16 protein-coding genes are annotated in these 16720 nt (G+C 61.1%); 6 read left to right on the top strand and 10 right to left on the bottom strand.

What is annotated here, in order from left to right; all coding sequences use genetic code 11:
• Positions 1-74: 74 nt before the first annotated feature.
• The 3 genes from choV to JFT44_RS02730 form a co-directional block, all read right to left on the bottom strand.
• Positions 75-1253 (bottom strand): choline ABC transporter ATP-binding protein, encoded by a 1179-nt coding sequence (gene choV / locus JFT44_RS02740; RefSeq protein ID WP_029300678.1) that lies wholly within the window; start codon positions 1251-1253, stop codon positions 75-77.
• Positions 1250-2095 carry a choline ABC transporter permease subunit gene (choW, locus tag JFT44_RS02735; protein WP_057440251.1) on the bottom strand — a complete coding sequence of 282 codons (846 nt, stop codon included), beginning with the start codon at positions 2093-2095 and terminating at the stop codon, positions 1250-1252. Before choW ends, choV begins: the two co-directional genes overlap by 4 nt.
• 66 nt (positions 2096-2161) lie before the next feature.
• Positions 2162-3109 carry a choline ABC transporter substrate-binding protein gene (locus JFT44_RS02730; RefSeq protein ID WP_057960844.1) on the bottom strand — a complete coding sequence of 316 codons (948 nt, stop codon included), beginning with the start codon at positions 3107-3109 and terminating at the stop codon, positions 2162-2164.
• A 427-nt stretch (positions 3110-3536) separates the two neighbouring features.
• On the opposite strand from JFT44_RS02730, the gene JFT44_RS02725 reads away from it, so the two are divergent.
• Both JFT44_RS02725 and JFT44_RS02720 read left to right on the top strand, forming a co-directional pair.
• Complete coding sequence (locus JFT44_RS02725) at positions 3537-4913, top strand: L-serine ammonia-lyase (RefSeq protein ID WP_057440252.1); 1377 nt, start codon at positions 3537-3539, stop codon at positions 4911-4913.
• A gap of 593 nt (positions 4914-5506) precedes the next feature.
• Positions 5507-6610 (top strand): GlxA family transcriptional regulator, encoded by a 1104-nt coding sequence (locus tag JFT44_RS02720; RefSeq protein ID WP_029300670.1) that lies wholly within the window; start codon positions 5507-5509, stop codon positions 6608-6610.
• A gap of 95 nt (positions 6611-6705) precedes the next feature.
• Here JFT44_RS02720 and JFT44_RS02715 read toward each other — a convergent pair whose 3' ends face one another.
• The 5 genes from JFT44_RS02715 to JFT44_RS02695 all read right to left on the bottom strand — a co-directional run bounded on the left by JFT44_RS02715 (position 6706) and on the right by JFT44_RS02695 (position 10682).
• A complete protein-coding gene (locus JFT44_RS02715) occupies positions 6706-6969 on the bottom strand; it encodes a hypothetical protein (RefSeq protein WP_057440253.1) in 264 nt (87 codons plus the stop codon).
• Between the two features lie 238 nt (positions 6970-7207).
• A complete protein-coding gene (locus JFT44_RS02710) occupies positions 7208-7681 on the bottom strand; it encodes a thioesterase family protein (RefSeq protein ID WP_057440254.1) in 474 nt (157 codons plus the stop codon).
• A gap of 73 nt (positions 7682-7754) precedes the next feature.
• Positions 7755-8720: an L-carnitine dehydrogenase gene (locus tag JFT44_RS02705; protein WP_198830333.1), complete on the bottom strand. Its 966-nt coding sequence runs from the start codon at positions 8718-8720 to the stop codon at positions 7755-7757.
• Between the two features lie 57 nt (positions 8721-8777).
• On the bottom strand, positions 8778-9665 hold the full coding sequence (locus JFT44_RS02700; protein WP_128593314.1) for a 3-keto-5-aminohexanoate cleavage protein: 888 nt from the start codon (positions 9663-9665) through the stop codon (positions 8778-8780).
• A 78-nt stretch (positions 9666-9743) separates the two neighbouring features.
• On the bottom strand, positions 9744-10682 hold the full coding sequence (locus JFT44_RS02695; RefSeq protein WP_198799506.1) for a choline ABC transporter substrate-binding protein: 939 nt from the start codon (positions 10680-10682) through the stop codon (positions 9744-9746).
• Positions 10683-10874: 192 nt separating this feature from the next.
• On the opposite strand from JFT44_RS02695, the gene JFT44_RS02690 reads away from it, so the two are divergent.
• Positions 10875-11819, top strand: a complete 945-nt coding sequence (locus JFT44_RS02690; protein WP_057960843.1) for a GlxA family transcriptional regulator — start codon at positions 10875-10877, stop codon at positions 11817-11819.
• 132 nt (positions 11820-11951) lie between these two features.
• On the opposite strand, the gene JFT44_RS02685 is transcribed toward JFT44_RS02690, so the two are convergent.
• Together JFT44_RS02685 and JFT44_RS02680 are read right to left on the bottom strand one after the other, a co-directional pair.
• Positions 11952-12359 carry a DUF3010 family protein gene (locus tag JFT44_RS02685; RefSeq protein WP_057960842.1) on the bottom strand — a complete coding sequence of 136 codons (408 nt, stop codon included), beginning with the start codon at positions 12357-12359 and terminating at the stop codon, positions 11952-11954.
• Positions 12360-12401: 42 nt separating this feature from the next.
• Complete coding sequence (locus JFT44_RS02680; RefSeq protein WP_057960841.1) at positions 12402-12803, bottom strand: lysozyme inhibitor LprI family protein; 402 nt, start codon at positions 12801-12803, stop codon at positions 12402-12404.
• 220 nt (positions 12804-13023) lie between these two features.
• Here JFT44_RS02680 and JFT44_RS02675 point away from each other — a divergent pair, with 220 nt between their 5' ends.
• The 3 genes from JFT44_RS02675 to dgcA all read left to right on the top strand — a co-directional run bounded on the left by JFT44_RS02675 (position 13024) and on the right by dgcA (position 16677).
• Entirely contained in the window at positions 13024-14001 is a 978-nt protein-coding gene (locus JFT44_RS02675) for a dipeptidase (RefSeq protein WP_032858660.1), read from the top strand.
• Between the two features lie 69 nt (positions 14002-14070).
• Positions 14071-14601 carry a DUF5943 domain-containing protein gene (locus JFT44_RS02670; RefSeq protein WP_027606002.1) on the top strand — a complete coding sequence of 177 codons (531 nt, stop codon included), beginning with the start codon at positions 14071-14073 and terminating at the stop codon, positions 14599-14601.
• Positions 14602-14616: 15 nt separating this feature from the next.
• On the top strand, positions 14617-16677 hold the full coding sequence (gene dgcA / locus JFT44_RS02665) for a dimethylglycine demethylation protein DgcA (protein ID WP_057960840.1): 2061 nt from the start codon (positions 14617-14619) through the stop codon (positions 16675-16677).
• Positions 16678-16720 lie beyond the last annotated feature (43 nt).

Genomic DNA, 16720 nt, shown 5'->3' with positions numbered 1-16720 from the left:
TCAGTACCAGGTTCATTGACTGATACATTGCAATCGCGAGCAAGCCCGCTCCCACATTTGTTTTGTGTTGCCTTTTAGCCCAGGTTCTTGCCCAGCAGGGCGTGGTACAGCTCGCTGTCCCCCAGAATCCCCACCACTTTGTTGTTGTCGTGCAGCACCAGCTTGTTGCCGGTCTGGTAGCGAATCTGCAAGGCATCGCGCATGCCGATATTCGAATCCACCAAGGTCGGTAGCCGCCCCAGGCCTTCCACGGCTTGCCCCGGCGCCCAGTTCTGCAGGTTCATTGCCACGCCATTTTGCCGTGCGCCCTGGATGGTGTTGCCTTCGGCCAGGTCCAGCCACGAATCGCCGCCCGGATCCAGGCATACCGAGCCGTTGACCCGCTTGCAGTTGTCCAGGGTGCGCATCAGGCTGCGGCCGCACAACACGTTCAGCGGGTTGGTATGGGCGACGAAGGTGCGCACATAGTCGTCCGCCGGGTTCAGCACAATCTCTTCCGGCACGCTGTACTGGATGATCTTGCCGTCTTTCATGATCGCGATCCGGCTACCCAGCTTCAGCGCCTCATCCAGGTCGTGGCTGACGAACACGATGGTCTTGCTCAGTTTGCGTTGCAGCTCCAGCAACTCATCCTGCAGGCCTTGGCGGATCAGCGGGTCGAGGGCCGAGAAGGGTTCGTCCATCAGCAGGATATCGGCGTCCATCGCCAGGGCGCGGGCCAGGCCGACGCGCTGTTGCATGCCGCCCGAAAGTTCGTCGGGCTTCTTGTTGCGCCATTGGGTCAGGCCCACCAGCTCAAGCTTCTCGTCCACCAGCTTGCGCCGTTCCTTTTCGGGGCGGCCCTGCATTTCCAGGCCAAAGCTGATGTTTTCACGCACGGTCAGCCAGGGCATCAGGGCGAACTTCTGGAACACCATGGCGATGCGCTTGGTGCGCATCATTTTCAGCTCTGCCGGGGTGCATGAGGCGATGTCGATCTGGCGTCCTTCATGTTCGACAAACAACTGGCCACGGCTCACGGTGTTAAGGCCGTTGATACAGCGCAACAGGCTGGATTTGCCGGAGCCGGACAGGCCCATCAGCACGCAGATCTCGCCTTTCTCGATATCCAGGCTGGCCTTTTCCACGCCGACGATCTGCCCGGTCTTCTTCAGGATTTCATTGCGGTGCATTCCCTCGTCCAGCAGCTTGAGGGCTTCGCGTGGGTCTTTGGAAAAAATCACATCGACATTGTCGAATCGGATAATGCTCATGCATCACCCCCTACTTTGGCGTCGGGTTGTTTGCAGATGCGGTCGAGCATGATGGCCAGCAGCACAATCGCCAGGCCGGCTTCAAAGCCCAGGGCAATGTCGGCGGTGTTCAGCGCGTTGACCACGGGTTTGCCGAGGCCGTCGGCGCCCACCAGGGCCGCGATCACCACCATCGACAACGACAGCATGATGCATTGGGTAATACCGGCAGCGATGCTCGGCATGGCGTGGGGCAGTTCGATGCGCGAGAGCAATTGGCGGCGCGAGCAGCCAAAGGCCTTGCCGGCATCCATCAACTCTTGCGGTACATCGCGGATGCCCAGGTAGGTCAGGCGGATCGGCGCGGCAATCGCGAACACCACCGTGGAGATCAGGCCAGGCACCACACCCAGCCCGAAGAGGGTCAGGGTCGGGATAAGGTAAACAAAGGTCGGCACGGTCTGCATCAAGTCGAGCACCGGGCGCATCACGGTGTAGAACATCGGTTTGTGCGCGGCAACAATGCCCAGCGGCACACCGATGACCACGCAGACCAGGGTGGCGAACAGCACCTGGGCCAGGGTCTCCATGGTTTCCTGCCAGTACCCCAGGTTGAGGATCAGCAGGAAGGAGGCAATCACAAATACAGTCAGCCCCCACTTACGTTGAATGTAGTGAGCAAGCAGCGCAATCAGACCGATCAATGCCAGCGGATTGAACCAGGTCAGCGCAAACGTCACGCCGTGGATCATCGTTTCCAGTGTCGATGCGATCGCGTCGAAATAATCGGCGCCGTTCTGCGTCAACCATTCGACGAAGGCAGCGATGTACTGGCCTAGTGGGATTTTCTGTTCAGTCAGCATGGTAGTGAATGTCCACATGCGAAGAGGGAAACATCCTGGGCCGGCGCGCCGGCCCAGGGTCAGCGGTTACTTGTCGAGGTAGGCTTTTACGGCGGCAAGTCCTGGTTTGCCATCAAGGGTGGTGACCCCGGCGAGCCAGGTGTCGAGCACTTGCGGGTTCTTCTTCAGCCAGGCCTTGGCGGCGGCGTCGGGTTTCATTTTGTCGTCGAGGACGTTACCCATCAGGGTGCTTTCCATGTCGAGGGTGAACACCAGGTTTTTCAGGAGCTGGCCGACGTTGCTGCACTCCTGCACGTAGCCCTTGCGGGTGTTGGTGTAGATGGTGGCCTGGCCGTAGTTGGGGCCGAATGAATCGTCACCGCCAGTCAGGTACTTCATCTTGAACCGGGTGTTCATCGGGTGCGGTTCCCAGCCCAGGAATACAATGGCCTGCTCCCGTTTGGTGGCGCGCTCGACTTGCGAGAGCATCCCCGCCTCACTGGACTCGACCACCTTGAAACCTGCGTCTTTCAAGCCGAACTGATTTTTGTCGATCAGGCTCTGGATCGTGCGGTTGCCGTCGTTGCCCGGTTCAATGCCATAGATCTTGCCGCCCAGCTCCTTCTTGAACTTGGCGATATCGGCAAAGTCCTTCAGGCCCTTGTCGTACAGCGCTTGTGGCACTGCCAGGGTGTACTTGGCGTTTTCCAGGTTGGCGCGCACGGTTTCCACGGTGCCGGCATCACGGTACTGCTTGATGTCGTTTTCCATGGTCGGCATCCAGTTGCCGAGGAAGATATCCATGTTCTTGCCATCGGCCAGGGACTTGTAGGTCACAGGCACGGAAATCATCGTGGTTCGGGGCTTGTAGCCCAGGCCCTTGAGGATTTCGCTGGTGGTGGCGGTGGTGACGGTGATATCGGTCCAGCCGACATCGGAGAAGTTGACGGTGCTGCACTGCTCGGGATCAGCAGCGTGGGCCGCAAAGGGAAGACTCAGCATGGCGGCCAACAACAACGGGGGGGAACCTTTCATGGGTTTGGACTCCTGGTGTTTTTCCGGCGGTGCGAGACCGCGCTTATAAGTGTTGCAGTTGGGGCGTGCGAGCAACGTGCAGCCTCGGTACCTTGCAAACGAGTCGAGACTGATCATGTACCAGTGAAAATCTGACGCCTACAGGGTGGGTCGCATCCAGTACAGGGATGGTCGTATCCAGTGTCGGTGACGTCGCATACAGGTTTTTCCACAGGCAAAACTGCACTTTTTCTCGATCTGCGCCGCAAAAAACGGCGATTACGCCCCATTGCGAGGGGACGACGCTGGTGAGCATGGGTATGTCGGTGTCAGACGCCGGACGGCGCAACGAAAGCTTGATGATGCCGCCATCTGGGCGACTTGAGCGTAGCAGCTCCGCCACCAGGCGTTACTGCGCCTGGCCTGTGCTATCGAGGAGTTTCGCGCAATGGCTATCAGCGTTTTCGACCTGTTCAAGATTGGCATCGGGCCGTCCAGTTCCCACACCGTCGGCCCCATGCGAGCCGCGGCGTTGTTCGTCCAGGACTTGCGTGAACGTGCTCTTTTGGAACAGGTGCAGCGCGTCGAAGTTCAGCTGTATGGCTCGTTGTCGGCCACCGGCATCGGGCATGGCAGCGACAATGCAGTGATCATGGGGCTGATGGGCGAGTGGCCGGATGCGATTGATCCGTCGCAGATCGGCCCGCGTATCGAGACCCTGCGTGAGACGCAGACGCTGCTGCTGGACAACCGTGTGCCGGTGCCCTTTGTGTGGTCGCGGGACATGCGCCTGATCGACGAAAACCTGCCGTTCCATCCCAATGCCATGACCCTGGTGGTCTACGGCGCCCAGACCGAGTTGCATCGCGATACCTACTATTCGGTGGGGGGCGGTTTTGTGGTGGATGAGGCCCAGGCGCGCAGCGGCGTGGCGGATATGGACCGCACCGAGCTGCCCTATGATTTTTCCAGTGCGGTGGAGTTGTTGCAGTTGTGCAACACCCACAACCTGCGGGTTGCCGACCTGATGCTGGCCAATGAAAAGGTCTGGCGCTCCGAGGAAGAAATCCGCAGCGGCCTGATGAAACTCTGGCGTGCCATGCAGGACTGTGTCGAGCAGGGCCTCAAGCATGAAGGCATCCTGCCCGGCGGCCTGAATGTGCGCCGCCGCGCCGCCAAGTTGCACCGCAGTTTGCAGGAGCTGGGCAAGCCGAATGTGATCGGCTCAACCTTGAGCGCCATGGAATGGGTCAACCTGTTCGCCCTGGCCGTCAACGAAGAAAACGCCGCCGGTGGGCGCATGGTCACCGCACCCACCAATGGCGCGGCGGGGATCATCCCGGCGGTGCTGCACTACTTTATGAAGTTCAGCGAAGAAGTCACCGAGGCCAATGTGGTGGACTACTTCCTCGGTGCGGCGGCCATCGGCATCCTGTGCAAGAAGAATGCGTCGATCTCCGGCGCCGAAGTGGGTTGCCAGGGTGAAGTCGGTTCGGCCTGCGCCATGGCGGCGGCGGGGCTGGCAGAGATTCTTGGCGCCTCGCCGGAGCAGGTGTGCAACGCCGCCGAAATCGGCCTGGAACACAACCTGGGCCTGACCTGCGACCCGGTGGGCGGCCTGGTGCAAGTGCCGTGTATCGAGCGCAATGCGATTGCCGCGGTCAAGGCGATCAATGCCGCGCAGATGGCCCTGCGGGGCGACGGCCAGCACTTTATTTCCCTGGACCGGGTGATCCGCACCATGCGCGATACCGGGGCGGATATGCATGACAAGTACAAGGAGACCTCGCGGGGTGGGTTGGCGGTGAGTGCTGTCGAGTGTTAAGCGAACGCAATGCTCAAAGCAGTGAAGATCAAATGTGGGAGCGGGCTTGTCGGATCGCCGCATCGCCGCGAAGACGTCGGCCCAGCAAACATTGATGTTGACTGACCCACTGCTTTCGCGAGCAAGCCCGCTCCCACAGGAGATCTGCGTTTAACTGACTGGCATTGGGGCTTGCCCGCGATGGTGGTGTGTCAAACCCCACTGCTCATAAAGTGAACACTCCACCCCCGATACGCCACCTTTTAGCGCGTCGCAAACAGATAAGTAGCCCCCAAACGATTTCCCTTCCGACCACCCATCACCTGTGCGTGTGGTGACACACTTTTCCTACGCCCTGAAAGCGCCTTCCCACAAGTGCTACCGATCTGCTCACAGACCCTGAGTGTAGGCTTTTTCCGGGTCATATCCCCACGCCGGGCGCGGGCTTATATAGACACCTCAACAGGTCGTTTTCAGGAGTTATTGAATACCTATTCAACTTTAGGCATGGCATTTGCTCTATCAATTCAAAGCCTCTCTCCTGACGGATGACGAGCGCAATAACAAGAGCCTCGCCTGAGGCCATTACCTGCTTTGTGTGAGGAGATACCGCGATGACGTCGTTCAACTCCGGGGCCCAACCCCAGAACCGTGCGCCTCAATCCATCGGCTTTTTGCTGCTGGACAATTTCACGCTGATTTCCCTGGCGTCCGCAGTGGAACCACTGCGCATGGCCAACCAATTGTCCGGCCGCGAGCTGTATCGCTGGACTACCTTGAGCGTCGACGGCAACCAGGTATGGGCCAGCGATGGCCTGCAAATCACCCCCGATTGCTCCATGCACAAAGCCCCGGCCCTGGACACCGTGATTGTCTGCGGCGGCGTGGGTATCCAGCGCACCGTGACCCGTGAACATGTGTCGTGGCTGCAAAGCCAGGCGCGCCAGTCCCGCCGCCTCGGCGCGGTGTGCACCGGCAGTTGGGCCCTGGCCTGCGCCGGCTTGCTCGACGGGTTTGATTGCAGCGTGCACTGGGAATGCCTGGCGTCGATGCAGGAAGCCTTCCCACGGGTGTCGATGAGTACGCGCCTGTTCACCCTCGACCGCAATCGCTTCACCAGTTCTGGTGGTACCGCGCCGCTGGACATGATGTTGCACCTGATCAGCCGCGACCATGGCCGTGAACTGTCGGCGGCGATTTCCGAGATGTTCGTGTACGAACGTATCCGCAATGAGCAGGACCACCAGCGCGTGCCGCTCAAGCACATGCTCGGCACCAATCAGCCGAAGCTGCAGGAAATCGTCGCGCTGATGGAAGCCAACCTGGAAGAGCCGATCGACCTCGATGAATTGGCCGTCTATGTCGCCGTCTCGCGGCGTCAGCTGGAGCGGCTGTTCCAGAAATACCTGCACTGCTCGCCGTCGCGCTACTACCTCAAGCTGCGCCTGATCCGCGCCCGGCAGTTGCTCAAGCAAACGCCGATGTCGATCATCGAAGTGGCCTCGGTGTGCGGGTTTGTGTCCACGCCGCACTTCTCCAAGTGCTACCGCGAATACTTCGGCATTCCGCCACGGGATGAGCGCGTAGGTTCCAACACCACCCAGCAAGTGGCGATGATGCCGATTCCGCAGGCGCTGGTGTTGTCACCGCTGGCCGGGCCGATGTCGGCGTTGAGCCAGGCGCGCAATGAGTCGACGTTTGCCAGTGTAAGGCTGTAGGCCGAGGCGTCTGCATCGCCGGCACGCCAGCGCCCACATTTTGATCTGTGAATACCTTCAAATGTGGGAGCTGGCTTGCCGACGATAGCGATGTATCAGGCCCCGGAATTCTGTTTGAACTGCATCAGGGCCGGCAACAACTGCTTATCAATCGCCTGGCGCACCGCCGGCAGAATCGTCGCGCTGCTGGTGTACATCTGCTCGACCATACCCTTGAGTGCCTTGGCCCGCGCCTCACTCAAACCGCGTACCGCGCATTCACAGGCCTGCTCGGCGGTGGCGCCGCTGGACACCTCGAAACCCAGGGAGCGCAGTTGGCTCAGCAGGTCATCCTGATCAATCAAATCCGCGTGCATCATGATGTTCATCCTGGTTAGGGGAGCCTTTGATTCTGGTGGGCCGCCAGCGGGTCGGCAAGGGCTGAATGACGCGATGGCTGGAACGACTATGAGCAGGTCGTTTTCGGGCCAGTTGCCGAGGGTGGTTGCGGGCACACTGGTTTTCAAGCAAGCAGAATGAAGGTTTGGTCACCCTCGGCCCGCACGCTCGCACAAAGCACTCTGCCCCGATCCTGTCACGGCTTGATCGGGGCTTTTTTTATTTGCCGGGTAGGCCGATGACGCGACCGAGCAGGGCCGGCCGGGGCAGGTCTGATTGCTCGGTGCTGATGGCCGTCAACCGCTGTGCAACCCCCTCACTGAAGGGGGCCGAGCGTGGCCCCGCCAGGTCGACATGCAGCAGCATCTGCTCATTGCCCGCCAGCTCCCGCTCTTCGCCCACCAGGTGCAGGCTGTGATACAGATGCAGGCGCTTGTTGTCATGGGCGATCAACTGGGTATGCACTTCGACCTCGGCGCCGAGTTTCACTTCGTGCAGGTAATTGAGGTGCAGTTCCAGGGTGAACAGCGAGTGGCCGCTGGCTTCGCGGTGGTCGCTGTCCAGGCCCAGGGTGTCCATCAATGCATCGGTGGCGTAGCTGAAGATCAGCAGGTAAAACGCATCGCGCAGGTGGCCGTTGTAATCGACCCAGTCAGGGAGGATGTTGGTGGTGTAGGTCGTCAGTGCGGGCATGTCGTCAATTCCAGATCTGTACTCGGTCAACTGCAGGAGCTGGCTTGCCTGCTCCCACAGATATCAACCGCCGTTATTCGGCGAAGCTCATGCCGTGTTTTTGCTTGGTGGTCTTCACCGCCTCCAGCACCGCCAGCAGGCAATCATCACGATAGCGTTCCAGCGCCGAAATGCTATGGCTGCCCAACTGCTCACGGGTGCCATCAACCACATCATCAATCAGTTTGTCGGTCAGTTCCGGCGCCGGCAGGTACGTCCACGGCAACTGCAGTGCCGGCCCGAACTGCGTCATGAAATGCCGCATCCCGGCATCGCCGCCGGCCAGGGTGTAGGTCAGGAATGTGCCCATGAACGACCAGCGCAAGCCGGCGCCAAAGCGGATCGCATTGTCGATCTCGCCGGTGGTCGCCACCCCATCGTTGACCAGGTGCAACGCCTCACGCCACAGCGCTTCCAGCAAGCGGTCGGCGATAAACCCCGGGACTTCCTTGCGCACATGCAGCGGGCGCATACCGAGAGATTGGTAGACCTTGATCGCGGCCTGGATTGCTTCGGGCGCGGTGTGTTTGCCACCGACCACTTCTACCAGCGGCAGCAGGTAAACCGGGTTGAACGGGTGGCCGACCACGCAGCGTTCCGGGTGCGTGGCGCCTTCATAAAACTCACTGGGCAATAGCCCCGAAGTGCTGGAGCCGATCAAGGCATCGGGTTTGGCCGCCGCGCTGATTTTGCTGTGCAGTTCCAGTTTCAGTTCCAGGCGTTCGGGGGCGCTTTCCTGGATGAAATCGGCGTCTTGCACGCATTCTTCGATGGTCGCGACAAAACGCAGACGCTCCTGGGAGGCGCCCGGCGCCAGGCCCTGTTGTTCCAGGGCGCCCCAGGCATTGGCGACGCGCTTGCGCAGGGCGGCTTCGGCGCCGGGCGCCGGGTCCCAGGCCACCACATCCAGGCCGTGGGCGAGGGCGCGGGACACCCAGCCGCTGCCGATCACACCGCTGCCCAGGGCGGCGAAGGTTTTGATTTCGGTGATAAAGCTCATTTTGGTAATTTCCAGTGCTAAAGAGGTTCATTGCGGGAGCCGGTTGCGGCAGGGGGATTAGCTGCGTTTGGTCAGGCCCATCTTGGTTCGGCCTTCAGCCGGGGTCAGCACTCGCGCGCCCAGGCGGCTGAGGATCTCCCCGGCCCGCTCCACCAGTTGCCCATTGGTCGCCAGTACGCCCTTGTCCAGCCACAAATTGTCTTCCAGGCCGACCCGCACATTGCCGCCCAGCAGCACCGCCTGCGCCGCCATCGGCATTTGCATGCGGCCGATGCCAAAGCCGGCCCACACCGCGTCGGCAGGCAGGTTGTCGACCATGGCTTTCATGGTGGTGGTGTCGGCCGGCGCGCCCCAGGGGATGCCCAGGCACAGTTGGAACAACGGGTCATCGAGCAAGCCTTCCTTGATCATCTGCTTGGCGAACCACAGGTGGCCGGTATCGAAAATCTCCAGCTCGGCCTTCACTCCCAGTTCCTGGATGCGCTTGGCACCCGCACGCAACTGGGCCGGGGTGGACACATAAATGGTGTCACCATCGCCGAAGTTCAGAGTGCCGCAGTCCAGGGTGCAGATTTCCGGCAGCAGCGCTTCGACGTGGGCCAGGCGGGTCAATGGGCCGACCAGGTCGGTGTTGGGGCCGAACTCCATGGGGTGCTCGCCGCCGCCGATTTCCAGGTCGCCGCCCATGCCGGCGGTGAGGTTGACGATGATGTCGATGTCCGCCTCGCGGATGCGCTCCATCAGTTCGCGGTACAGCGCTACGTCGCGGCTGAATTTGCCGGTGTGCGGGTCGCGCACATGGCAATGCACCACGGTGGCGCCGGCTTTGGCCGCTTCTACTGCTGCTGCAGCGATTTGCTTGGGGGTGACCGGCACGTGGGGGCTTCTGGCGGTCGTGTCGCCAGCACCGGTGAGTGCGCAGGTGATGATGACGTCGTGGTTCATGGGGCAGGTTCCTTACAGGCGGGCGTAGTGATGCCGTTCGCAGCCGGTATCAGCTGCGAAGCGGTGATTTGAAAGAGGTTATTGGCTGCTCAGTTGCAGGTTTTGCGCAGCCGGCTTGCCATCGAAGGTGGTCACACCTTCCAGCCAGCGCTGCTGGTCCTGGGGGTGATCCTTGAGCCACTGTCTGGCGGACTCGAACGCATCCTTGTGCTCCAGCAGCGGCTGCATCATCCGGCTCTCGTCGGCGGCGGTGAAGGTCAGGTTGGTCAGCAGCTTGTGCACATTCGGGCATTGCTCGGCGTAGGTCGGGGTGGTGACGGTCCAGACCGTGGCCATACCTTCGTTGGGCCCCAAAGCGTCCTCGCTGCCGGACAGATAGGTCATCTGCACATTGACGTTCATCGGGTGCGGCGCCCAGCCGAAAAACACCACCGCTTCCTTGCGACGCACGGCGCGGTCCACGGCGGCGAGCATGCCGGCCTCGCTGGACTCCACCAGTTGGAATTTGCCCAGGCCGAACTGGTTCTTGGCGATCATCGCCTTGATCTGGGTATTGGCCCCCGAGCCGGGCTCGATGCCGTAGATCTTGCCGCCCAGCTCTTTCTGGAACTTGGCAATGTCGGCGAAGGTTTTCAGGCCCTTGTCTGCCAGATAGGTCGGCACCGCGAGGGTCGCGCGGGCGTCCTTGAGGCTGGGCGCGTCGAGGACTTTGACCTGCCCGGCGTCGACGAAAGGTGTGATGGTCTGGGTCATCAGCGGGTTCCAGTAACCGAGGAACAGGTCCAGGCGCTGGTCGCGAATGCCGGAGAAGATGATTTGCTGGGATGCGCTGGTTTGCTTGGTGCTGTAGCCGAGGCCGTCGAGCAGCACCTGGGTCATGGCGCTGGTGGCGATCACGTCGGTCCAGTTCACCACGCCCATGCGCACGTTTTTACAGGAGGCGGCATCGGCGGCCCAGGCGCTGGTGCTCAACACGGCGCCGAGTGCGAGCACGCAGCGGCTGATCAGTCGGTTCATGATGGATCCCTCGGCAGGTCGTTATTGTGGGTTCCGGCGTCTTTGTGCACCGTGCAGCCAAGTTACCCAGCTTGCTGCCCGGTAAAACGCACGGCGGCGACCCACTTTTGCACTGCAGCGACCTTGTGCCCTTGAATGGGCGATGGAACTGGCGTATCACAGACCACGCTACCCGTCTCACGAGTGCGCACCATGTCCCAGGATTTCTACTTCCTGCTGATGCCGGGGTTCTCCGCCATCGGCTTTATCTCCGCCATCGAACCGCTGCGCGTGGCCAACCGCTTTCGCGGTGAACTGTATCGCTGGCACGTATTGAGCGCGGATGGCGGCGCGGTGTTGGCGAGCAATGGCATGTCGGTCAATGCCGACGCCGGCCTGGAGCCGCTGAAAAAAGGCGCGACCCTACTGGTGGTGGCCGGCTTCGAACCGCTGGAATTCGCCACTCCGGCCCTGGAGCACTGGCTGCGCCGTCTCGACCACGACGGCGTGACCCTGGGCGCCATCGACACCGGCAGCTTCGTCCTGGCCCAGGCCGGCCTGCTCGACGGCTACCGCCTGACCCTGCACTGGGAGGCCATCGACGCCTTCAAAGAGTCCTATCCGGCGCTGACGGTGACTCAGGAACTGTTCGAGATCGACCGCCGGCGTATCACCTGTGCCGGCGGCACCGCGTCCATCGACCTGCTGCTCGACCTGATCAGCCAGGCCCACGGCCCGGAGCTGGCGATCCAGGTTTCCGAGCAATTCGTGCTGGGCCGCATCCGCCCGCGCAAAGACCACCAGCGCATGCAGATCGCCACGCGCTACGGCATCAACAACCAGAAGCTGGTGCAGGTGATTGGCGAGATGGAGCTACATACCGAGCCGCCCCTGAGCACCCTGGTGCTGGCGCAGATGATCAAGGTTACGCGGCGACAGCTGGAGCGCCTGTTCCGCCTGCACCTGAACGACACCCCGAGCAACTTCTACCTTGGCCTGCGCCTGGAAAAAGCCCGGCAGTTATTGCGCCAGAGCGGCATGAGCGTGCTGGAAGTGAGCATTGCCTGCGGGTTTGAGTCGCCGTCGTATTTCACCCGCAGCTACCGGGCGCGGTTTGCCAAGTGCCCGCGAGAGGATCGGCGGCGGGAGGTGGTGTAAGTCTATTGGGCATATGCCGACCCCATGTGGGAGCTGGCTTGCCTGCGATCGCGGTGTATCAGTTGGCAGATAAGTTGCTGACCCACCGCTATCGCAGGCAAGCCAGCTCCCTCATGGGATGTGTGGTGGGGCTTATTTTTTTACCAAGGCCGAGCACGCGGCTTTAAACGCCTCATGCTGATACTTGTTCAGCGTCGCCGGCAATGCAAAGTCATGCTTCTTGTTCTGCGCATTGATGGTCTGCGGCGACAGCAGCGTCACTTCAACGCCGTCCAGCAACTGCAATACCCCTTCAATCTTGAACGTGGTCGGGCCGCCGGCGAATTCGCCTTTCTTGCTGCGTTTCTTGATCGCGATACGGGTGATGCCGTTGTCGCGCACAAACGCGGCCACCTGGCGGGCAAAGGCTTTGACGTTGGCGGCCTCGTCATCGTCCTCGAGGGCGATTTTCTTGGTGGCCAGGGCGACGTGGGTCAGGTCCTGGGCGGCAACGGCGATAATGGCTTCGCTGCCTTTGATTTCGATGCCGCAGAGAGTCATGGATAGCCTTGTTTCAGAGAAAAGGATGGGCGCGATTGTCGCTTATTCCTGGGCAATCGACTCCAAAAACTCCGACCGCTCATCACTCATCCGCGCCAGGCAGTCATTCTGCGCAATGGCATAGGCCTGGGTGCCGGTCACCGCCGGGAAGGTATCCACCGCGCAATCAGCATCCCGTAACTTTTCCCACTTCTGCTGGGCATCCTTCAGACGAGCGGTGATGTCTGCCAACTGTGCCTTGTTGCTGGCGTAGGTAGTGCCCATGCGTTCCAGCAAGCTCTGGTAGTTATCCTTGAGCAGCTGTTCGGCGGTGGTTTTGTTGTAGGAGGCGCATTCCAGGGTCTGTTTGTCGTTTTCGATGCCATCACACGGCGTGTTGTCGGTGTCTTCAGCCGCGTGGACGCCGGTGGCGAGGAGTACCAAAGCCAGGAAAATCGGTTTCATTGCGCCTTCTCATGTCAGGGGATGGGTCGAATTCTGGCTCAAGCGTAGGCCAAAGAACAGATGCAGGACAGACACGTCCGTGCACCCTTTGTCGTGGATTGACGCTTTCGGCAATTCCCCTGTCGTTTTTGCACCCGGCTCCGTCAGCCCCTGGGCATATGCTGGCCCCAAAGCGCCGGCAGACGATTCGGCGCATGAATCGCCAATAAGGGGACGCCTGATGAGCCCAGCCGAACTGCACGCCGACAGCATCGTTATCGACGGGCTGATCATTGCCAAGTGGAACCGCGACCTGTTCGAGGACATGCGCAAGGGTGGCCTGACCGCCGCCAACTGCACGGTGTCGGTGTGGGAAGGCTTCCAGGCCACGATCAATAACATCGTGGCCAGCCAGACCCTGATCCGCGAGAACAGCGACCTGGTGATCCCGGTGAAGACCACCGCCGATATCCGCCGCGCCAAGGAGCAGGGCAAGACCGGCATCATCTTCGGCTTCCAGAATGCCCATGCCTTTGAAGACCAACTCGGCTATGTCGAGATCTTCAAGCAGCTCGGCGTCGGCGTGGTGCAGATGTGCTACAACACCCAGAACCTGGTGGGTACCGGCTGCTACGAGCGCGACGGCGGCCTGTCGGGCTTCGGGCGTGAAATCGTCGGCGAGATGAACCGTGTCGGCATCATGTGCGACCTGTCCCACGTCGGCTCCAAGACATCCGAAGAAGTCATCCTCGAATCGAAAAAACCGGTGTGCTACTCCCACTGCCTGCCGTCCGGGCTCAAAGAGCACCCGCGCAACAAATCCGATGCAGAACTCAAATTCATTGCCGACCATGGTGGTTTTGTCGGCGTGACCATGTTTGCGCCGTTCCTGGCCAAGGGCATTGACTCGACCATCGACGACTACGCCGAAGCCATCGAGTACACCATGAACATTGTTGGCGAAGACGCCATCGGCATCGGTACCGACTTTACCCAGGGCCATGGCCAGGATTTCTTCGAAATGCTGACCCATGATAAGGGCTACGCCCGCCGCCTGACCAGCTTCGGCAAAATCATCAACCCGCTGGGCATTCGTACCGTGGGCGAGTTCCCCAACCTGACCGAGACCCTGCTCAAGCGCGGCCATAGCGAACGCGTGGTGCGCAAGATCATGGGTGAAAACTGGGTCAACGTGTTGAAAGACGTCTGGGGCGAATAAGCCATCGTTTTTTCTCCCCCGGCCATTCGCGCCGGGGCATTACCAAGAATTTTCTGGAGTTAAGTTTCCATGGCCAAGATCGCCCCGCAATTGCCTATCGAAGTCGACAGCGAAACCGGTGTCTGGACCTCCGACGCCCTGCCGATGCTGTACGTGCCGCGCCATTTCTTCGTCAACAACCATATGGGCATCGAGGAAGTGCTGGGCGCTGAAGCCTACGCCGAAATCCTCTACAAGGCCGGCTACAAGTCGGCCTGGCACTGGTGTGAAAAAGAAGCCGAATGCCACGGCCTGGAAGGCGTCGCGGTGTTCGAGCACTACATGAAGCGCCTGTCGCAGCGCGGCTGGGGCCTGTTCAAGATCCAGGACATCGACCTCGACAAAGGCACTGCCAGCGTCAAGCTCGAACACTCGGCCTTTGTGTATGTGTACGGCAAGGTCGGGCGCAAAGTGGACTACATGTTCACCGGCTGGTTTGCCGGCGCCATGGACCAGATTCTGCAAGCGCGCGGCAGCCAGATCCGCACTGTCGCCGAACAAGTCTACGGAGGCTCCGAAGAGGGCCACGATGACGGCTTGTTCACCGTCAAGCCGTTGTAAGCCGAGGACCGTGCCATGGCTTTCGAAGCAATGTTTGCGCCGATCCAGATCGGCAAACTGACCATCCGCAACCGCGTGCTCAGTACCGCCCACGCCGAGGTGTATGCCACCGACGGCGGGATGACCACCGAGCGTTATGTGAAGTATTACGAAGAGAAAGCCAAGGGCGGTATTGGCCTGGCGATCTGTGGCGGCTCCTCGGTGGTGGCGATCGACAGCCCGCAGGAGTGGTGGAGTTCGGTGAACCTGTCCACCGACCGCATCATCCCGCACTTCCAGAACCTGGCTGACGCGATGCACAAGCATGGCGCCAAGATCATGATCCAGATTACCCACATGGGCCGTCGCTCGCGTTGGGACGGCTTCAACTGGCCAACCCTGATGTCGCCCTCCGGCGTGCGTGAGCCGGTACACCGTGCGACCTGCAAGACCATCGAACCGGAAGAAATCTGGCGGGTGATCGGCAACTACGCCAGCGCCGCAGCTCGGGCCAAGGCCGGTGGCCTGGATGGCGTGGAACTGTCGGCGGTGCACCAGCACATGATCGACCAGTTCTGGAGCCCGCGAGTCAACAAGCGTACCGATGAATGGGGCGGCAGCTTCGAGGGGCGGATGAAATTCGGCCTGGAAGTGCTCAAGGCCGTGCGTGCAGAAGTCGGCCCGGATTTTTGCGTCGGCATCCGCCTGTGCGGTGACGAGTTCCACCCGGACGGCCTGTCCCACGAGGACATGAAGCAGATCGCCAAGTATTACGACGACACCGGCATGCTCGACTTTATCGGCGTGGTCGGCTCGGGGTGCGACACGCACAACACCCTGGCCAACGTGATCCCCAATATGAGTTTCCCGCCGGAGCCGTTCCTGCACCTGGCCGCCGGGATCAAGGAAGTGGTCAAGGTCCCGGTGCTGCACGCGCAGAACATCAAGGACCCGAACCAGGCCACGCGCATCCTCGAAGGCGGCTATGTGGACATGGTCGGCATGACCCGCGCGCATATGGCCGACCCGCACCTGATCGCCAAGATCAAAATGGGCCAGATCGACCAGATCAAGCAGTGTGTCGGCGCCAACTATTGCATCGACCGCCAGTACCAGGGCCTGGACGTGCTGTGCATCCAGAATGCCGCGACCTCCCGTGAATACATGGGCGTGCCGCACATCATCGAAAAATCCACCGGGCCCAAGCGCAAAGTGGTGGTGGTCGGTGCCGGCCCGGCCGGGATGGAAGCGGCGCGGGTCGCTGCCGAGCGCGGCCACGACGTGACCCTGTTGGAGAAAAAAGACTTTATCGGCGGGCAGATCACCACGGCGTCCAAGGCACCGCAGCGCGACCAGATCGCCGGTATCACCCGCTGGTTCCAGCTGGAACTGGCGCGGCTGAACGTCGACCTGCGCCTGGGCGTGGCGGCCGATGCCGCGACCATCCTCGACCTGCGTCCCGATGTGGTGGTGCTGGCCGTGGGCGGGCACCCGTTCCTCGAGCAGAACGAACACTGGGGCGCGGCAGAAGGCCTGGTGGTCAGCAGTTGGGACGTGCTCGACGGCAAGGTGGCGCCGGGCAAGAACGTGCTGGTGTACGACACCATCTGCGAATTCACCGGCATGTCGGTGGCGGACTTTTTGGCCGACAAGGGCTGCCAGGTCGAGATCGTCACTGACGATATCAAGCCTGGTGTGGCCATCGGCGGTACGTCATTCCCGACCTACTACCGCAGCATGTACCCCAAGGAAGTGATCATGACCGGCGACATGATGCTGGAGAAGGTCTACCGCGAGGGCGACAAACTCATCGCCGTGCTGGAGAACGAGTACACCGGCGCCAAGGAAGAGCGGGTGGTGGACCAGGTGGTGGTGGAGAACGGCGTGCGTCCGGACGAAGAAATCTACTACGCCCTCAAGCAAGGGGCGCGCAACAAGGGGCAGATGGACGTTGAGGCGCTGTTCGCGATCAAGCCGCAACCGTGCCTGAGCGAGCCGGGGGAGGGCTACTTGCTGTTCCGCATCGGCGACTGCGTGGCCCAGCGCAATACCCACGCTGCGATCTACGACGCCCTGCGCCTGTGCAAGGATTTCTGACCCAACACCGAACCAATGTGGACTCGGTCAAAAATGTGGGAGC

It is taken from the genome of Pseudomonas sp. MF5691 (assembly GCF_016405645.1).
Lineage (GTDB): Bacteria > Pseudomonadota > Gammaproteobacteria > Pseudomonadales > Pseudomonadaceae > Aquipseudomonas > Aquipseudomonas shahriarae.
Note: the sequence above shows the minus strand (reverse complement) of the source record. Positions and strands in the feature narration are given on the sequence as shown.